At 71.4% G+C, this 15929-nt stretch carries 14 protein-coding genes and 1 tRNA gene; 13 read left to right on the forward strand and 2 right to left on the reverse strand.

All coding sequences use genetic code 11. The features are described 5' to 3' along the window. Nucleotides 1-573: 573 nt before the first annotated feature. The 8 genes from dnaK to NS354_RS12195 all read left to right on the forward strand — a co-directional run bounded on the left by dnaK (nt 574) and on the right by NS354_RS12195 (nt 9615). Entirely contained in the window at nt 574-2424 is a 1851-nt protein-coding gene (gene dnaK, locus NS354_RS12160; protein WP_058594726.1) for a molecular chaperone DnaK, read from the forward strand. Between the two features lie 2 nt (nt 2425-2426). Continuing rightward, on the forward strand, nt 2427-3035 hold the full coding sequence (locus NS354_RS12165; RefSeq protein ID WP_058594727.1) for a nucleotide exchange factor GrpE: 609 nt from the start codon (nt 2427-2429) through the stop codon (nt 3033-3035). Further along, a complete protein-coding gene (locus tag NS354_RS12170; protein WP_058594728.1) occupies nt 3028-3981 on the forward strand; it encodes a DnaJ C-terminal domain-containing protein in 954 nt (317 codons plus the stop codon). The genes NS354_RS12165 and NS354_RS12170 overlap by 8 nt, the downstream gene beginning before the upstream one ends. 83 nt (nt 3982-4064) lie before the next feature. After that, nucleotides 4065-4487, forward strand: coding sequence for a heat shock protein transcriptional repressor HspR (locus NS354_RS12175; RefSeq protein ID WP_241490532.1), 423 nt, complete (start codon nt 4065-4067; stop codon nt 4485-4487). Further along, the gene (locus tag NS354_RS12180; RefSeq protein ID WP_082678075.1) at nt 4475-5710 is read left to right on the forward strand and encodes a methyltransferase; all 1236 of its coding nucleotides are present in this window, start codon (nt 4475-4477) and stop codon (nt 5708-5710) included. Before NS354_RS12175 ends, NS354_RS12180 begins: the two co-directional genes overlap by 13 nt. A 95-nt stretch (nt 5711-5805) precedes the next feature. Then, complete coding sequence (locus NS354_RS12185) at nt 5806-7104, forward strand: MFS transporter (protein ID WP_058594730.1); 1299 nt, start codon at nt 5806-5808, stop codon at nt 7102-7104. A 94-nt stretch (nt 7105-7198) separates the two neighbouring features. Next, nucleotides 7199-8386, forward strand: a complete 1188-nt coding sequence (locus tag NS354_RS12190; RefSeq protein WP_058594731.1) for a glycosyltransferase — start codon at nt 7199-7201, stop codon at nt 8384-8386. Between the two features lie 2 nt (nt 8387-8388). Further along, the gene (locus NS354_RS12195; RefSeq protein ID WP_058594732.1) at nt 8389-9615 is read left to right on the forward strand and encodes a glycosyltransferase; all 1227 of its coding nucleotides are present in this window, start codon (nt 8389-8391) and stop codon (nt 9613-9615) included. Between the two features lie 78 nt (nt 9616-9693). Here NS354_RS12195 and NS354_RS12200 read toward each other — a convergent pair whose 3' ends face one another. Then, a complete protein-coding gene (locus NS354_RS12200; protein ID WP_241490535.1) occupies nt 9694-10335 on the reverse strand; it encodes a CHAP domain-containing protein in 642 nt (213 codons plus the stop codon). Nucleotides 10336-10560: 225 nt separating this feature from the next. Between NS354_RS12200 and NS354_RS12205 the strand changes: the two genes are divergently transcribed. Further along, a tRNA-Ser gene (locus tag NS354_RS12205) sits at nt 10561-10648 on the forward strand. A gap of 46 nt (nt 10649-10694) precedes the next feature. Here NS354_RS12205 and NS354_RS12210 read toward each other — a convergent pair. Further along, nucleotides 10695-12401, reverse strand: a complete 1707-nt coding sequence (locus NS354_RS12210; RefSeq protein WP_058594734.1) for a long-chain-fatty-acid--CoA ligase — start codon at nt 12399-12401, stop codon at nt 10695-10697. Nucleotides 12402-12566: 165 nt separating this feature from the next. Between NS354_RS12210 and NS354_RS12215 the strand changes: the two genes are divergently transcribed. The 4 genes from NS354_RS12215 to NS354_RS12230 form a co-directional block, all read left to right on the forward strand. Further along, nucleotides 12567-13691: a YihY/virulence factor BrkB family protein gene (locus NS354_RS12215; protein ID WP_058594735.1), complete on the forward strand. Its 1125-nt coding sequence runs from the start codon at nt 12567-12569 to the stop codon at nt 13689-13691. A 176-nt stretch (nt 13692-13867) separates the two neighbouring features. Continuing rightward, nucleotides 13868-14911: an iron-containing redox enzyme family protein gene (locus NS354_RS12220; protein WP_058594736.1), complete on the forward strand. Its 1044-nt coding sequence runs from the start codon at nt 13868-13870 to the stop codon at nt 14909-14911. Next, nucleotides 14908-15108, forward strand: a complete 201-nt coding sequence (locus NS354_RS12225; protein ID WP_010155940.1) for a CDGSH iron-sulfur domain-containing protein — start codon at nt 14908-14910, stop codon at nt 15106-15108. Before NS354_RS12220 ends, NS354_RS12225 begins: the two co-directional genes overlap by 4 nt. Nucleotides 15109-15115: 7 nt before the next feature. Then, a partial coding sequence (locus NS354_RS12230) for a glycosyltransferase (protein ID WP_058594737.1) occupies nt 15116-15929 on the forward strand: 814 nt, incomplete at its 3' end.

Below are 15929 nucleotides of genomic sequence, written 5' to 3' on the forward strand. Positions count from 1 at the left end.
CGACCGGTGCCGTCTCGCCGGTCGCGATCGCCGCCTGCGGGGCGAGCTGGGCACCGGTCGCGCAGAGCAGCACGGCGAGCACGGCGGTGGTGCATCTGCGCAGCGCGAGCGCGCTTTGTCGGGGATCCGTCGCGCTGCGCGGGCGGGTTCTCCAGTACATCGTCAGTGCTCCGGCGGGGAATCGTGGTGCGAGTGCTTCCGGCAGCGACTGGCGGTGTCGCGCCGAGTGGACGATGCGGAAGCACTGCGATCCCCCCGCAGTCCTGCGAAACCCATCCCCCAAATGGACGCTCCCAGCGTATGCAGGTTCCTCTCAGACTTTCAAGGGCGACGCGCAGGATTGACGTCACCCGCCCGCATGTCGTAGGCATAGGCGACTCCGAGACTCAAGCTGAGAGTTGAGTGTGTTGGACTCAAGTTCTGCGCCGCAGACTTGACCTGCGGCGGAGCCCGAGTAAACTTGAGTCCATCAGGCTCAACATCGTGCATCGCCGCGAGCCGCGGGGGTGCGATCACGAGTGCAGACCCGGGCAGGCGACCCGCCTCCCGACCCGATCGACAGAAGGAGCACATATGTCACGCGCAGTAGGCATCGACCTCGGCACCACGAACTCGGTGGTCTCGGTTCTCGAGGGCGGCGAGCCCACGGTCATCGCGAACGCCGAGGGCCTCCGCACCACGCCCTCCATCGTCGCATTCACGAAGGACGGCGAGGTGCTCGTCGGTGAGACCGCGAAGCGCCAGGCCGTCACGAACGTCGACCGCACCCTCTCCTCGGTCAAGCGCCACATGGGCACCGACTGGAAGACCGACGAGATCGACGGCAAGCGCTACACCGCGCAGGAGATCAGCGCCCGCACGCTGCAGAAGCTGAAGCGCGACGCCGAGACCTACCTGGGCGACAAGGTGACCGACGCGGTCATCACCGTGCCCGCCTACTTCAACGACGCCGAGCGTCAGGCCACGAAGGAGGCCGGTGAGATCGCGGGCCTCAACGTGCTCCGCATCATCAACGAGCCGACCGCGGCCGCGCTCGCCTACGGCCTCGACAAGGGCAAGGAGGACGAGCTGATCCTCGTCTTCGACCTCGGCGGCGGCACCTTCGACGTCTCCCTCCTCGAGGTGGGCAAGGACGACGACTTCTCGACGATCCAGGTGCGCGCCACCGCGGGCGACAACCGCCTCGGCGGCGACGACTGGGATCAGCGCATCGTGCAGTGGCTGATCCAGCAGTTCAAGAACTCCACCGGCGTCGACGTGGCCAAGGACAAGATCGCGCTGCAGCGCCTCAAGGAGGCCGCGGAGCAGGCGAAGAAGGAGCTCTCGAACTCGACGAGCACCCAGATCCAGCTCCCGTACCTCTCGCTCACCGAGAACGGCCCGGCGAACCTCGACGAGACCCTGTCGCGCGCGAAGTTCGAGGAGCTCACGAAGGATCTGCTCGAGCGCACCCGCAAGCCGTTCAACGACGTGATCGCGGAGGCCGGCGTCAAGGTCTCCGACATCGCGCACGTCGTGCTCGTCGGCGGATCGACCCGTATGCCCGCCGTCACCGAGCTCGTGAAGTCGCTCACCGGCGGCAAGGAGCCCAACAAGAGCGTCAACCCCGACGAGGTCGTGGCCGTGGGCGCCGCCCTGCAGGCCGGCGTGCTGAAGGGCGAGCGCAAGGACGTGCTGCTCATCGACGTGACGCCCCTGTCGCTCGGCATCGAGACCAAGGGCGGCATCATGACGAAGCTCATCGAGCGCAACACCGCCATCCCGACGAAGCGCAGCGAGACCTTCACCACCGCGGAGGACAACCAGCCGTCGGTGGCCATCCAGGTGTTCCAGGGCGAGCGCGAGTTCACCCGCGACAACAAGAACCTCGGAACGTTCGAGCTGACCGGCATCGCGCCGGCACCGCGCGGCGTGCCGCAGGTCGAGGTCACCTTCGACATCGACGCCAACGGCATCGTGCAGGTCTCCGCGAAGGACAAGGGCACCGGCAAGGAGCAGACCATCACGATCTCGGGCGGCTCGACCCTCTCGAAGGAGGACATCGAGCGGATGGTGCGCGAGGCCGAGGAGCACGCTGCGGAGGACAAGCAGCGGCGCGAGGCCGCGGAGGTGCGCAACAACGCCGAGCAGCTCGCCTACTCGGTCGAGAAGCTCATCTCGGAGAACGACGACAAGCTGCCGGAGGACGTGAAGACCGAGGTGCAGGGCGACCTCGACGCGCTGAAGCAGGCGCTCGCGGGCGATGACGACGAGGCCGTGAAGAACGCCTCGGAGAAGCTCGGCCAGAGCCAGACGAAGCTCGGCGAGGCGATCTACGCGGCGGCCCAGTCCGAGGCTCCCGCCGAGGGCGGCGCCGAGCAGCCGTCGAACGACGACGACGTGGTGGACGCCGAAGTCGTCGAAGACGATGAGGAGAAGAAGTAACCATGGCGAACGAGGAACAGCGCACGCCCGGGGAGGACCCGAACGCTGACGAGGTTCCTGCTCAGGAGCCGGAGTCGCAGGACTCCGGCTCCGCGCCCCAGCCCGATCTCACGGTCGAGGACATCCTGGAGGCGGAGCAGAGCGACGCCGCGGCAGATGCCGACAGCGCGGAGGCCGGAGCGGCGGCGGATGCCGACAACCCGTACCTCGACGACCTGCGGAGGCTGACGGCCGAGTACGCCAACTACCGCAAGCGCACCGAGGCGAACGCCGCCATCGAGAAGCAGCGCGCCATCGCGGCGGCGGTCTCCCCGATGCTCACGGTGCTCGACGACCTCGATCGCGCCGAGAAGCACGGCGATCTCGCCGAGGGCTCCGCATTCGCGACGATCGCGCAGAAGATCCGCGGTACGTTCGAGCGCATCGGCGTGCAGAGCTTCGGAGAGACGGGCGAGGTCTTCGACCCGCAGATCCACGAGGCGATCGCACAGGTCCCGGTTCCCGGCACTGAGCAGCAGACGGTGCTCGACGTCATCGAGCGCGGATATCGCATCGGCGAGGTCGAACTGCGCCCCGCCAAGGTCGCGGTGGCGGTGGGAGCGGATGGCTAGTCAGGATTGGCTCGATAAGGACTTCTACCAGCTCCTCGGCGTCTCGAAGGATGTCGGCGACGCCGAGCTGAAGAAGACGTACCGCAAACTCGCACGCAAGTACCACCCGGATTCGAACCCGGGCGACACGGTGGCCGAGGCGAAGTTCAAGGAGATCAGCGAGGCCTACTCGGTGCTCTCCGATCCCGAGCAGCGCGCGGAGTACGACCAGATTCGCGCGATGGGCGCCGGCGGCGCCCGCTTCACGGCGGGCGGCGGCGGAGGCCAGGGCTTCGAGGACGTGTTCGGCGGCATGTTCGGCGGAGGCGGGCGCAACACCCACTTCCAGACCGGCGGGCCGCAGGGATTCGAGGACATCTTCGGTGGCATGTTCGGCGGAGGGGCCCCGCAGGGTCCGCAGCGCGGGCGCGACATCCAGGCGACGACGACGCTCGACTTCGAGACCGCCGTGCAGGGCAAGACCGTCACGCTGCAGGCCTCGACCGGTTCGGTCAAGGTCAAGATTCCCGCAGGCGTGGCCGACGGCCAGAAGATCAAGGTGCGCGGCAAGGGCGAACCGAGCCCGACGGGCGGCCCCGCGGGCGACATCATCCTTACGGTGAGCGTGCGCAAGCACCCCGTCTTCGAGCGAGAGGGCCAGAACCTGCGGCTCAAGCTGCCGGTGACGTTCTCCGAAGCCGCGCTCGGCGCGACGGTCGAGGTGCCGACGCTCGGCGGCGCCCCCGTGAAGCTCAAGGTGCAGCCCGGCACGCCCAGCGGGCGGGTGCTGCGCGTCAAGGGTCGCGGGGTGTCGAGCTCGAAGGGCACCGGCGACCTGCTGGCCGAGGTGCAGATCGTCGTCCCCTCGCATCTGTCGCCCGAGGCGACGGAGGCGCTCGAAGCGTTCCGGGCCGTCGAACCGCAGGAGAATCCGCGGGTCGACCTCCTGGCTCGCGCGAAGGGGTGACCCATCCCTGATCGATCGGGGAGCGGGCGCGGTGCAACCGCCGCTCCGCTCCCCGCCCAGTCTCACGAAAGCAGGTCAGCATCATGGCGAGTCCCCAGATGGACCGTTTCACGCCGGTGTTCGCGATCGCCGCGGCCGCCGAGCTCGCCGAGATGCACCCGCAGACCCTCCGGCAGTACGACCGGATCGGCCTGGTCTCGCCGCAGCGCACGCGCGGCAACACGCGCCGCTACTCGCTGCACGACGTCGCCCGTCTGCGCGAGGTGGCCCGGCTGTCGGCGGAGGGGCTCAGCCTCGAGGGCATCAGGCGGGTACTCGATCTCGAGGACCAGGTGCGTCAGCTCGAAGGCCGGGTGCGCGACCTGGAGCGCGCACTGACCGAGGAGCGCCTGCAGCGCCCCGACCGCCGCGTCTTCGCAGCGGGCTCGGCCGGCGGTGAGGTGGTGACGCTGCGCCGAGGCACGCGCATGCGCCGCAACGCCGAGGTCGTCGTGTGGCAGCCGTGAGCCCAGACGGCTCCGCACCGGGAGACGGCTCCGCACCGGCAGGCGCCTCCGCTCTGGGAGACGCCGACGAGCGGCTCGCCGACCTCTTCGCGCAGCTGACGCGCGATCCCGATTTCGACGCCGAAGAACTGCAAGCGCACGATACGGCCGATCAGCTCATCCTGCGCTCCGCGGTCGAGGATCTCGCCGAGCGCCCGCCCGCCGAACCGGTGCGGGGCGCCGACATCGCGGTCATCGGGGATCGGCACGGGGCGCTCACCCTCGGGGCGGCGACGCTGTTCGGCGCCCGGGGAATCCGCACCCATCAGGATCCGCTGCTCGGCGAACGCGCGCTCGATCAGAACGCCGAGCGTCTGCAGCTGACCGCGAGCTACGCCCACCACCCGCTCGATGCGAGCCTGCTGGCCGGCGCCCGCGTCGTGCTGCTGCAGCTGCCGCGCGGCCTCGAAGCGCTCGCCGAGGTGTCGGAGGCGATCGCCCGCTGGGCCGCGCCCGAGGTGCGCGTGTTCGCGGGCGGCCGGGTGAAGCACATGACGCGCGCGATGAACGAGGTGCTCGGGCGCGACTTCGCGAACGTCTCGGCAGGGCTCGGCTGGCGCAAGTCGCGCGTGCTGCGCGCCGAGTCGCCGCGGGATCGAGCCGACGAGCCGGCGCGCTTTCCGAAATGGGGCGACGACCCCGACCTCGACTTCTCGATCGCGGCGTTCGGCGCCACGTTCGGCGGCCCCGTGCTCGATCACGGCAGCAGACTGCTGCTCAGCACGCTGCGCGACGTGGGCCGCGACCCGAGCGCCGTCGTCGACCTGGGCTGCGGCAACGGCGTGCTCGCGGTCTCGGCTGCGCGCCGCTTCCCGGGCGCGCAGGTGCACGCGACCGATCAGTCCGCGGCCGCCGTCGCGGCGACGGCGCTCACCGCGGAGGCTGCCGGAGTGGCGGATCGCGTCGCGGTGCACCGCGCCGACGCCCTCGAGGCGGTGCCCGACGGCTGGGCCGATCTGATCCTGCTCAATCCGCCGTTCCACTCGGGAGCCGCCGTGCACGCGGGCGTCGGCCACCGGCTGATCCGCGCGTGCCGCCGCGCGCTCGCTCCGGGGGGCGAGCTGCGGCTCGTCTTCAACTCGCACCTCAGGTACCGGCCGCTGGTCGAGCGCGAGGTCGGCCCGGTGCGGCAGCTCGCGCGCACCTCCGCGTTCACGGTGCTCGCGGCGACGCGCGCCCCCTGACGCCTCGGGGCGTGTGCTGCCCCCGGTGCCCCGACACCGCGCGGTCCGTCACGCAGCGCCGAGCCGCGCACCTCCGCGAGTACTGTGGAACCGACATGACCACTTCCGCCCCCGCATTCCTCTGGCGACTGGCCCCGAGCATCTACGGGCCGTCGGTGCTCTTCTCGCTCGGCGAGTACGCGATCCTGCCGCTCGTCGCCGTCATCGCCGTCGGCATGGGGGCGAACCTCGCGCTCGCCGGGGTGATCGCCTCGGCCGCGGTTGTGGGCCAGGTGCTCGGCAATCTCCCCGCCAGCTGGGTCGTGTCGCGGGCGGGCGAGCGCGCGGCGATGCTGATCGCGGCGGCGGTCGCGCTCGTCGGGTGCCTCGGGCTCGCCTTCGCCCCGACGCCGGCACTGCTCGGCGTCGCCGTGCTGCTGATCGGCTTCGCGGCGGCCGCCTTCGGGTTGGCGCGGCACGCGTTCATGACGACCCGCGTGCCCCTCCGCTTCCGGGCGCGTGCGCTCTCGCTGCTCGGCGGCACGAACCGGCTCGGGCGATTCGTCGGCCCGTTCCTCGCGGCGGCCGTAGTCGTGGCGACCGGCGACCCCGAGGCGCCTGTCTGGGCGTTCGTCGCGTGCCTCGTGCTCGCGTCGGGGCTCGTCGCGTGGGCGCCCGATCCCGAGCGCCGAGTGCCGGGCCCTGCGGGCGCGCCGGAGGCTGCGGGCGAGCGGGAGGCTGCGGGCGCGGCGGAGGCTGCAGGCGAGCGGGAGGCTGCAGGCGTCGCGCCCCGCACCGGCGTGCTGGGCGCGGTGCGCGACGGCGGGGCGGCGCTGCTGCGTGTCGGCGGCGCCGCCGCGATCCTCTCGGGCATGCGGTCGATCAGAGACGTGCTGCTGCCCCTCTGGGGCGTCTCGATCGGGCTCGACGCCACCCAGGTCGCGCTCGTCGTCGGCATCTCGGGCACCGTCGACTTCCTGTTCTTCTACACGAGCGGCCAGATCATGGACCGCTACGGCCGGCTCTGGGCGAGCCTCCCGGCGATGATCGTGATGGCCGCCGGCTTCCTGGTGCTCGCAGGCACGCACGATCTCCCCGGGGCTGCGGTGTGGCTGCTCGTTATCGCCGTCGTCGTCGGGCTCGGCAACGGCCTGTCGAGCGGCATCAACATGACCCTCGGCGCCGATCTCGCCCCCGTCGATCGGCCCGCCCCCTTCCTCGCCGCCTGGCGCACCCTCACCGACTTCGGCGGCGCCGTTGCGCCCCTCGCCGTCTCCGCGCTCGCCGCCGTCTCGCTGCCCGTGGCGAGCCTCGCCGCCGGGGCGCTCGCCGTCGCCGGAGCCGTCGGATTCGCCCGCTGGATACCGCGCTACCTGCCGCACGTCAGCAGAACGCCGCCGCGATCCGGCGACTGAACGTGCGGTGAGCTGCGCTTTGTAGACTGGAGGCGCTTCGCGCACCGCCCGCGCGAACCCGCACTCATCTCCGACCGAAGGACTCCCGCGCACCGTGAGCACCACCGATCGCCAGGCGCCCCTGCGCATTCTGCAGGGCTGCGACACCTTCTCTCCCGATGTGAACGGGGCCGCACGGTTCGCCGAACGGCTCTCCGCCGGTCTCGTGCAGCGCGGGCACGACGTGCACGTCGTCGCACCGTCGAAGCGCCACAGCCAGCATGGCAGCTTCGTCGAGACCATCGAGGGCGAGCAGATGACCGTGCACCGGTGGGCCAGCTGGCGCTGGTACCCGCACGACTGGCTGCGGTTCGTGCTGCCGTGGCGGGCGCGCGGCTACGCCCGCACGCTGCTCGACCGCGTGCGGCCAGACGTCATCCACATCCAGTCGCACATCGTCATCGGCCGCGCGCTCGCCATCGAGGGCGCGAAGCGGGGCATCCGCATCGTCGCCACGAACCACGTGATGCCCGAGAACGTGCTCGACTTCACCCTGCTCCCCGAGAAGGCGAAGCGGCTCTTCGTCCGCTGGGGCTGGAACGCGGCCGACCGCGTGCTGCGGCTCGCATCGGCCGTCACCACGCCCACGCGCCGCGCCGCCGACTTCCTCGAGCGCAACACGCACCGCCGCGGCGTGCGCCCGGTGAGCTGCGGGCTCCGCGCCTCCGACTACACCGCCGACCTCACGCCCCGCACCGCGAACACGCTCGTCTTCGTGGGGCGGGTCACGCTGGAGAAGGAAATCGACGTCATCCTCCGCGCGATCCCGCGCCTCGATGCCGACCTCGACGTGCACTTCACCGTCGTCGGCGATGGCGACCAGCGCAAGCACCTCGAGAAGCTCGCCGCAGACCTCGGCATCTCCGACCGGGTCGAGTTCACCGGTCGCGTCAGCGACGCCGAGCTGCGCGCGCACCTCACGAGCGCGAGCGTGTTCACCATCGCCTCCATCGCCGAGCTGCAGTCCATCGCCACCATGGAGGCGATGGCGTCGGGCCTGCCCATCGTCGCCGCGAACGCGATGGCGCTGCCGCACCTCGTGCACGACGGAGAGAACGGCTACCTCTTCCAGGCCGGCAACGACCGCGAGCTCGCGAGCTGCATCACGCGGGTGCTGCGGCAGACCCCCGAGGAGTACCTGCGCATGCAGCGGGCCTCGCTCGAGGCGGTGACGGTGCACGACATCGACCGCACCCTCGACACGTTCGAGGAGCTGTACCGCGGCGAAGCCGACGCGCGCTGACGATGCACATCCTCGTCGTCACCGACCAGCACCCGGAGTCGCTGGGCGGCGTGCAGGTGGCGATCCGCATGCAGCGGCGCGCGCTCGAGCGGCTCGGGCACCGGGTCACGGTGGCGGCCCCGGCCCTGCACCGTCGCGGGTACGCCATGGCGGCGGCGAATCGCGAGGCGTACATCGACCTCCCCTCTCGGCCGATCACCCGCGATCGCGAGTATGGGATCACGTGGCCCGGGCGACGCACCGACCGCGCCCTCGCCCGCGCGCTCGCGGAGCGACCGCCGGTCGATCTGGTGCACGTGCAGGGCGACTTCTGGGGCGCGATGATCGGGGTGCGCGCCGCGCGAGGCCTCCGCGTGCCGATCGTGCACACGATGCACAACCACGTCGACGAGGGCACGCGCGCCGTCACGCCGCTCGCGCCGCTCGCCTTCGCCGGGCTGCGCGTCTGGCGGCGCCTCGCCCTCGGGGGCGCACGCGGCGCGGTGGATCGGGCGTCGCGCGGCGCCTGGCGCTACCTGGCGGAGCTCGCGGCCGAGGCCGAAGCGGTCACGGCGCCCTCGCAGCACTTCGCCGACGCGCTGCAGCGCCACGGCGTGAGCGCGCAGGTGCTCGTCACCCCGAACGGCGTCGACGACGAGGCGATCACCGCCGCTCGGCGCGTCGCCCGCTCCGAGCGGAGACGGCCGAAGCTCGTCTGGCTGGGGCGCATGAGCCACGAGAAGCGGGTGCTCGAGTTCATCGACGCGATCGGGCGCGCGCAGATCGACGCCGATGTGACGCTGCACGGGGCGGGGCTGCTGCTGTCGCGCGTCGAGGAGCGCATCGCCGCGCTCGGCCTCGTCGACCGTGTGACGGTCGCCGGGCCCGTGCCCTACGCGTCGGCCCTCGCCGCGCTGCGCGACGCGGATGCGCTCGTGCAAACCTCCATCGGGTTCGAGACGCAGGGGCTCACGCCGTTCGAGGCCGCCGCGCTCGGCACGCCGACCGTCTTCTCGGATGCGGAGATCGCCGCAGACGTGGACGTGGCGCAGAAGTGGGTCGTCGCAGACGGATCGGTGGACGCGCTCGCCCGTACGCTGCGGCAGGCCGTGTCAGACCTCGCGGCCCGCCCGGGGGCACTGCGCGTCGACGAGACGGCCGCTCCGCGGTTTCTGCAGTCGGCCCGCACCGCCGAGATGCTCGCGGTGTACGAGGCCGTGCTGTCGGCCGGCGAGCGGCGCGCGGGCTAGCTGCGGGCGGTGCCGAGCGGCGTGCGGCGGCCGGTTCTGAGTGAGCGGCGTGCAGCGGCCCCTCGATCGGTGAGCGGTCTAGAACCGCCAGACGGCGGCGGTGAAGCCCTCCGGCGGTGCCGGGGTCCAGTCGGTCTCCTCGGTGACGAGACCCGATCCGCCCGGGCTGTTCGACTGGATGATGGTGAAGGTGCCGTCGTCGTTCACCTCGGTGATGAGCACCGTGTGCACGCCGGTCACCCAAGAGGTGGGGGAGGCCGTGTACTCGTACTGGATGATGTCGCCCGGCTCGGCGTCGGCGAGCGACATGCGCGTCGCGCCCGTGTAGTTCGCGACCGGATCGCCGCTGCCCGTCCAGGCGCCGTTGCCGGCCTTCACCCAGCGCTGCGCCGACATGATGCACTCGCCCGGGGCGTTCCAGCCCGTGGGGCGGCTCGTGCCGATCTCGCTCTTCGCGAGCTCGATGGCCGCCTCGACGTCGTATCCGTGCGGTACCGATGCGACATCCTGCTCCGCCTGCAGCACCGATTCGATCGAGGCGCCGGCGAGGGCGTCCTCTGTGGTGTCGAGCTGCTGAGCGACGGTCGTAACGGGCTGTACGGCTGCGGCAGGCGAGGAGAAGCTCTCGAGAGGCACCTCGGCCGCCGCCGGTGCTGCGCCGACGGCGAAGGTTACTGAAGAAACCAGGCCGACTACGAACACCTTGGCAGATACATTCACGCGATAAACTCCGGACTTTCCAACACAAAGCGCCGGGCGGATGGCCCGAGCGCCTCACCTAGTATGCGTTACCGTTCCGTTACTTTCAAGTCCGGTAGTCAGCTCGCGTACATCTTCGGCGTGATCGCGCGCGAAGCTCGGGGCTCGCGGCCGCCCGGCTCGACCCCTGGTTCGGTGTGTGAGCGAGAACCCGCTAGACTGGTGCGCGCTGGCTTCGGCCAGTGAGGAGGATTCGCCTAGCGGCCTATGGCGCACGCCTGGAACGCGTGTTGGGTTCACGCCCTCGGGGGTTCAAATCCCCCATCCTCCGCCATTCGGGGCCCGTCGCACTGCGGCGGGCCCCGTTGCGTGTCAGCGGCTCACTCGCCCGAGCCCGCGAGCAGCGACTCCCGCACGCTGCGGCGCAACACCTTGCCGATGAGCGAACGCGGCAGCTCGTCGACCTGCACGAAGCGGCGCGGCACCTTGTACGGCGTCAGCCGCGCGCGGCAGAAGTCTCGCAGGGCGCTGGGGTCGAGCTCGGCGCCGTCGCGCAGCACCACCGCGGCCACGACCTCCTCGCCGCCGTCGGGTCGGGGGAGCCCCACCACGGCGGCCGCGTTCACGTCGGGGTGCGCGAACAGGGTGTCTTCGACCTCGCTCGGCGACACGTTGAAGCCGCCGGTGATGATGAGTTCTTTGAGGCGGTCGACGATGGTCACGAAGCCGTCCTCCGAGACCTCGGCGATGTCGCCGGTTCTGAGCCAGCCGCCGGGCAGCAGCGCCTCGGCCGTCTCGATCGGGCGGCCCCAGTAGCCCTGGAAGACCTGCGGCCCGCGCAGCAGCAGCTCACCCGGATCGCCGAGGGCGACGTCGACGTTCGGGTCGTCGGGGTCGACGACGCGGATCTCGGTGCTCGGGAACGGCACGCCGACGGTGCCCGGCCGCCGGGTCGGCCCGATCGGGTTGCCGAGCGCGACGGGCGAGCTCTCGGTCATCCCGTACCCCTCGACCAGCAGGCCGCCGGTGGTCTCCTCCCACCGCTCGACCGTCGCCACCGGCAGGCTCATCGCTCCGGAGATCGCGAAGCGCACGCTCGAGAGGTCGAGCGACCCCCGGGACGCGGCGCGCGCGAGCTGATCGTAGATCGGGGGCACGGCGGGGAGGAAGGTGGGCGGGCTCTTGCGTGCGGCCGCCGTGACGAGGCCGACGTCGAACGTCGGGAACAGCACCAGCTTCGCGCCGATGCTCATCGCGAAGGTGAGGCAGAGCGTCATGCCGTAGGCGTGGAACAGGGGGAGCACCCCGTAGAAGGTCTCCTCGCCGCGCTGCAGGCCGGGCACCCAGGCCTCGCCCTGCATGGCGTTCGCCCGGAGGTTGGCGTGTGTCAGCATCGCCCCCTTGGGGGATCCGGTGGTGCCGCTCGTGTACTGCAGCAGAGCGAGGTGGTGCAGTTCGGGGGCGGCGACGCGCCGCGACACGCGTCGGTGCCGCAGCAGCTCCTTCCAGTCGAGGAGATCCTTCGCCCGGGGCGCGGCGGTCAGCTTCGCCCGCGAGGCGCGCGCGGCGGGGAGCGGCAGACGCAGCAGCAGGCGCTTGGACCGCGGCATGGCCGCGGTGAGGTCGACGCTGATGATCCGCTCGAGGGCGAGATCGGCGGGGAAGCCCGCGACGGTGTCGGCGACCTTGTTCCAGACGATCGCGAAGCGGGCGCCGTGATCCTCGAACTGGTGGCGCAGCTCGCGCGCGGTGTACAGCGGATTGTGCTCCACCACGACGGCGCCGAGCCGCAGCACCGCGTAGAACGCGACCACGTGCTGCGGGCAGTTGGGCAGCACGATCGCGACGCGATCGCCCTTCGCGACGCCGATGCGGCGCAGGCCCTCGGCCACGCGGTCGACCTGCTCGCCGAGCTCGCGGTAGGTCGTGCTCGCCCCGAAGAACTCGAGCGCGACGCGGGAGGGGAAGGCGCGCACGCTCGCCGCCAGCATCTCGGGGAGCGTCTGGGACGGATCCTCGATATCGGCGGGCACGCCGTCCGCGTACGAGGCCAGCCAGGGTCGAGCAGCGAGGGGACCGGTGTTCATGCCTCCATCCTGCCGCCTCCCCCCTCGGCGCGACAGCATATGGCGCTCGGCCGCGCGAGGCACTATAGGGCAGCCGCGGCGCGGGCGCGACCCCGATGACGCCCGGCGGGGCCCGTACTTCACTGGAGGCTCTCCACCTCGAGCCGGCACGGGAAGGATCGCCCCATGAGTACCCAGAAGACATCGCAGGAAGGCCGCCGGGGGCACGCCCCCGATCCCGAGGACGATCGGAAGCCGGACGGGCCGACCGACCTCGAGAAGCGCTCGTGGAAGTACGTGCTGCGCAAGACGATCCGCGAGTTCTCGGCGGATCAGTGCACCGACATCGCCGCGAGCCTCACGTACTACGCGGTGCTCGCCCTGTTCCCGGCCCTGATCGCGATCTTCTCCCTGCTGGGGGTGTTCGGCCAGGGCCCGGCGGCGACGGACGCGATTCTCGGCATCGTCGACGAGGTCGCCCCGGGCGGCACGGCCGACGTGGTGCGCGGCCCGATCGAGCAGTTCGCCAATTCGCCGGCGGCGGGCTTCGCGCTCGTGAGCGGCCTGGTCGTCGCGATCTGGTCGGCCTCGGGATACGTCACGGCCTTCAGCCGCGCGATGAACCGCATCTACGAGATCGAGGAGGGCCGGCCGTTCTGGAAGCTGAAGCCGGCGCAGCTGCTCGTCACGATCATCGCGCTCGTGCTCATCGTGATCGCCGCCGTGATTCTCGTGGTCTCGGGCCCCGTGGCCGATGCGGTCGGCTCGACGCTCGGCATCGGCGAGACGGCGACGATGATCTGGTCGATCGCGAAGTGGCCCGTGCTGCTGGTCGTCTTCGCACTGATTCTGGCGATCCTCTACTACGCCACACCGAACGCGAAGCAACCGAAGTTCCGCTGGATGAGCATGGGGGCGTTCCTCGCGCTCATCCTCCTGGCGATCGCGACGGCCGCCTTCGGCTTCTACGTCGCGAACTTCTCGAACTACGATAAGACCTACGGGTCGCTCGCCGGCGTCATCATCTTCCTGCTGTGGCTGTGGATCGCGAACAATGCGATCCTCTTCGGAGCGGAGTTCGACGCCGAGCTCGAGCGCGGGCGCGAGCTGCAGGCCGGCATGCCGGCCGAGGATCGCATCCAGCTGCCGCCCCGCGACACGCGCAAGAGCGACAAGGCCGCGCAGAAGGAGCAGGAGGACATCGCGGAGGGGCGCCGCATCCGCGAGCGCAACAGCGACGACGGCGCCGCGACCGGCGATGGGGCGGATCGCACGCGCACTGACCGCCCCCGCAGCGATCGCAGGGATTAGACCCCGCGGCGCAGGCCGCGCAGACCCCGCCGTGCGGGCCGCGCAGACCCCGCAGCCCGCACACCGCGATCCGATGGTCGAGCGCACCGGCTGCATATCGCACTCCGGGGCGCTTTGCCATGCCCTGTTCGGGTGGTGCGCCCGCCGACAGGCTGGGGCCGAGAGATAGGAGAACCATGTCCGTCACCGTCGACACCCCCTCACCACTGCTCGCCCTGCAGGCGCGCGGGCCGCTCAGCGAGGCCCTGCTGCGCGGCTTCTCCGGGTCGGGAGACACCGCCGACGCCCCAGCAGCGGCGCGCCAGGCGGTCGCCGCGTCGTCGAACGTGACCCGCGACGACGACGTGCAGCTCGCCCTCTTCCTCCTCTACGCCTGCTTCTACGGCTCGCTCGACGGCATCCCGGCGGAGGCGGAGTGGGACACCGCGCTCATCGAGACGCGCGCCGTGCTCGAGGCCGCATTCGAAGCCGAGCTGCGCGACACGGTGCCAGTGCCCGAAGCGCCCGAGGCGCGGGCCCGCGACGTGGCGAAGGCGCTCTTCGACCTCACCTCCGCCGACTCCGGCCCGAGCCTGTCGCGGTACTTCGCGAAGCGCGCCACCGAGGAGCAGGCGCGCGAGTTCCTCATGCAGAAGTCGATCTACACGCTGCGCGAGGCCGACCCGCACTCGTGGGCGATCCCGCGGCTGCGCGGGGGCGCGAAGGCGGCGCTCGTCGAGATCCAGGCCGACGAGTACGGCGGGGGCCGGCCGGATCGGGTGCACGCCACGATCTACGCGAAGACGATGCGGGGAGCCGGCCTCGACGACACGTACGGCGCCTACCTCGACGACGCTCCCGCGATCACGCTCGCGTCGCACAACATGATGTCGATGTTCGGGCTCAACCGGAGGCTCGTCGGCGCGATCGTCGGGCATCTCGCCGCGTTCGAGATGACCTCGGCGATCCCGAACCGCCTGTACGGCGACGGGTTCCGCCGCCTCGGGTACGACGAGGAGGTGACCGACTACTTCGACGAGCACGTCGAGGCCGACGCCGTGCACGAGCAGATCGCCGGGAGGGACATGGCGGGGGCGCTGGCCGAGGATCGGCCGGAGCTGCTCGCAGACATCATGTTCGGGGCGGCGGCCTGCCTCACCGTGGACGGCTGGATGGGGGAGCACATGCTCGAGTCGTGGACCGAGGGCCGATCCTCGCTGCGTGCGGGAGGGGCATCGTGACCGGCGAGGAGCCCACGGTGACGCCGTACCCCGACGGTCCGCTGATCGTGCGCGGGGAGATCGCCCTGCAGACGGTGGACGGCGAGCCGATTCCGCAGAAGCGGCGCACGGTGGCCCTCTGCCGCTGCGGGCTGTCGACCATCAAGCCCTTCTGCGACGGCACGCACCGGCTCTCGGGCTTCCGCACCGACGACTGAGCGGCGCATGAGCGATCGGGAGCTCGCGGAGGTCGTCATTCCGCTGCGGTGGAGCGACGACCACGCGCTGGCGGAGTTCACCGCGTATCTGCGCCGGCTCGCCGTCTGGGTCGACGTCACCGTCGTCGACGGGTCCGATGCGGCCCGCTTCCGCGTGCACGCCAAGGCGTGGCGGGGGATCGCGCGGCACCTGCCCGTGCGCCCGCCAGCAACCGGAAACGGCAAGGTGGTCGGCGTGATCGCGGGCGTCGCGGCGGCCCGCCACGAGTTCGTGGTGCTGGCCGACGACGACGTGCGGTACGACCGGGCCGCGCTGCGCGCCGTGCTCGCCGCCCTGCACGGGGCCGATCTCGTCAAGCCGCAGAACGTGTTCGAGCCGGCGCCCTGGCACGCGCGGTGGGACACGGGGCGCAGCCTGCTGAACCGGGCGCTCGGCGAGGACTTCCCGGGCACGTACGGCGTGCGCCGGGCGACGTTCATCGCGATGGGCGGGTACGACGCCGACGTGCTGTTCGAGAACCTCGAACTCGAGCGCACGGTGCGGGCCGCCGGCGGCAGGGTCGTGTCGCGCCCCGACGTGTACGTGGTGCGGCGCCCGCCCTCCGCCGCCCACTTCCGCTCGCAGCGGGTGCGGCAGGCGTACGACAGTTGGGCGCAGCCCGCGCGCATGCTCGCGGAGGCCGCGATCCTCCCCGCACTCGTCTGGGTGTGCGCGAGGCGACGGCGGGCCGCCGCGCGGCTCGTGGCGGTGCTGCTGCTCGCCGCGGTGCTGCTGCTCGCCGAGCGCGGGCGTCGGGCGCACGGCGGCTCGGCCGTGTATC

This window comes from Leucobacter chromiiresistens (assembly GCF_001477055.1).
GTDB classification, from domain to species: domain Bacteria; phylum Actinomycetota; class Actinomycetes; order Actinomycetales; family Microbacteriaceae; genus Leucobacter; species Leucobacter chromiiresistens_A.

What these genes read in the sequence shown, in the direction of transcription:
- dnaK (WP_058594726.1), top strand. Translation starts at nt 574, where the DNA reads ATGTCACGCGCAGTAGGCATCGACCTCGGCACCACGAACTCGGTGGTC.
- NS354_RS12165 (WP_058594727.1), top strand. Translation starts at nt 2,427, where the DNA reads ATGGCGAACGAGGAACAGCGCACGCCCGGGGAGGACCCGAACGCTGAC.
- NS354_RS12170 (WP_058594728.1), top strand. Translation starts at nt 3,028, where the DNA reads ATGGCTAGTCAGGATTGGCTCGATAAGGACTTCTACCAGCTCCTCGGC.
- NS354_RS12175 (WP_241490532.1), top strand. Translation starts at nt 4,065, where the DNA reads ATGGCGAGTCCCCAGATGGACCGTTTCACGCCGGTGTTCGCGATCGCC.
- NS354_RS12185 (WP_058594730.1), top strand. Translation starts at nt 5,806, where the DNA reads ATGACCACTTCCGCCCCCGCATTCCTCTGGCGACTGGCCCCGAGCATC.
- NS354_RS12195 (WP_058594732.1), top strand. Translation starts at nt 8,389, where the DNA reads ATGCACATCCTCGTCGTCACCGACCAGCACCCGGAGTCGCTGGGCGGC.
- NS354_RS12210 (WP_058594734.1), bottom strand. Translation starts at nt 12,401, where the DNA reads ATGAACACCGGTCCCCTCGCTGCTCGACCCTGGCTGGCCTCGTACGCG.
- NS354_RS12215 (WP_058594735.1), top strand. Translation starts at nt 12,567, where the DNA reads ATGAGTACCCAGAAGACATCGCAGGAAGGCCGCCGGGGGCACGCCCCC.
- NS354_RS12220 (WP_058594736.1), top strand. Translation starts at nt 13,868, where the DNA reads ATGTCCGTCACCGTCGACACCCCCTCACCACTGCTCGCCCTGCAGGCG.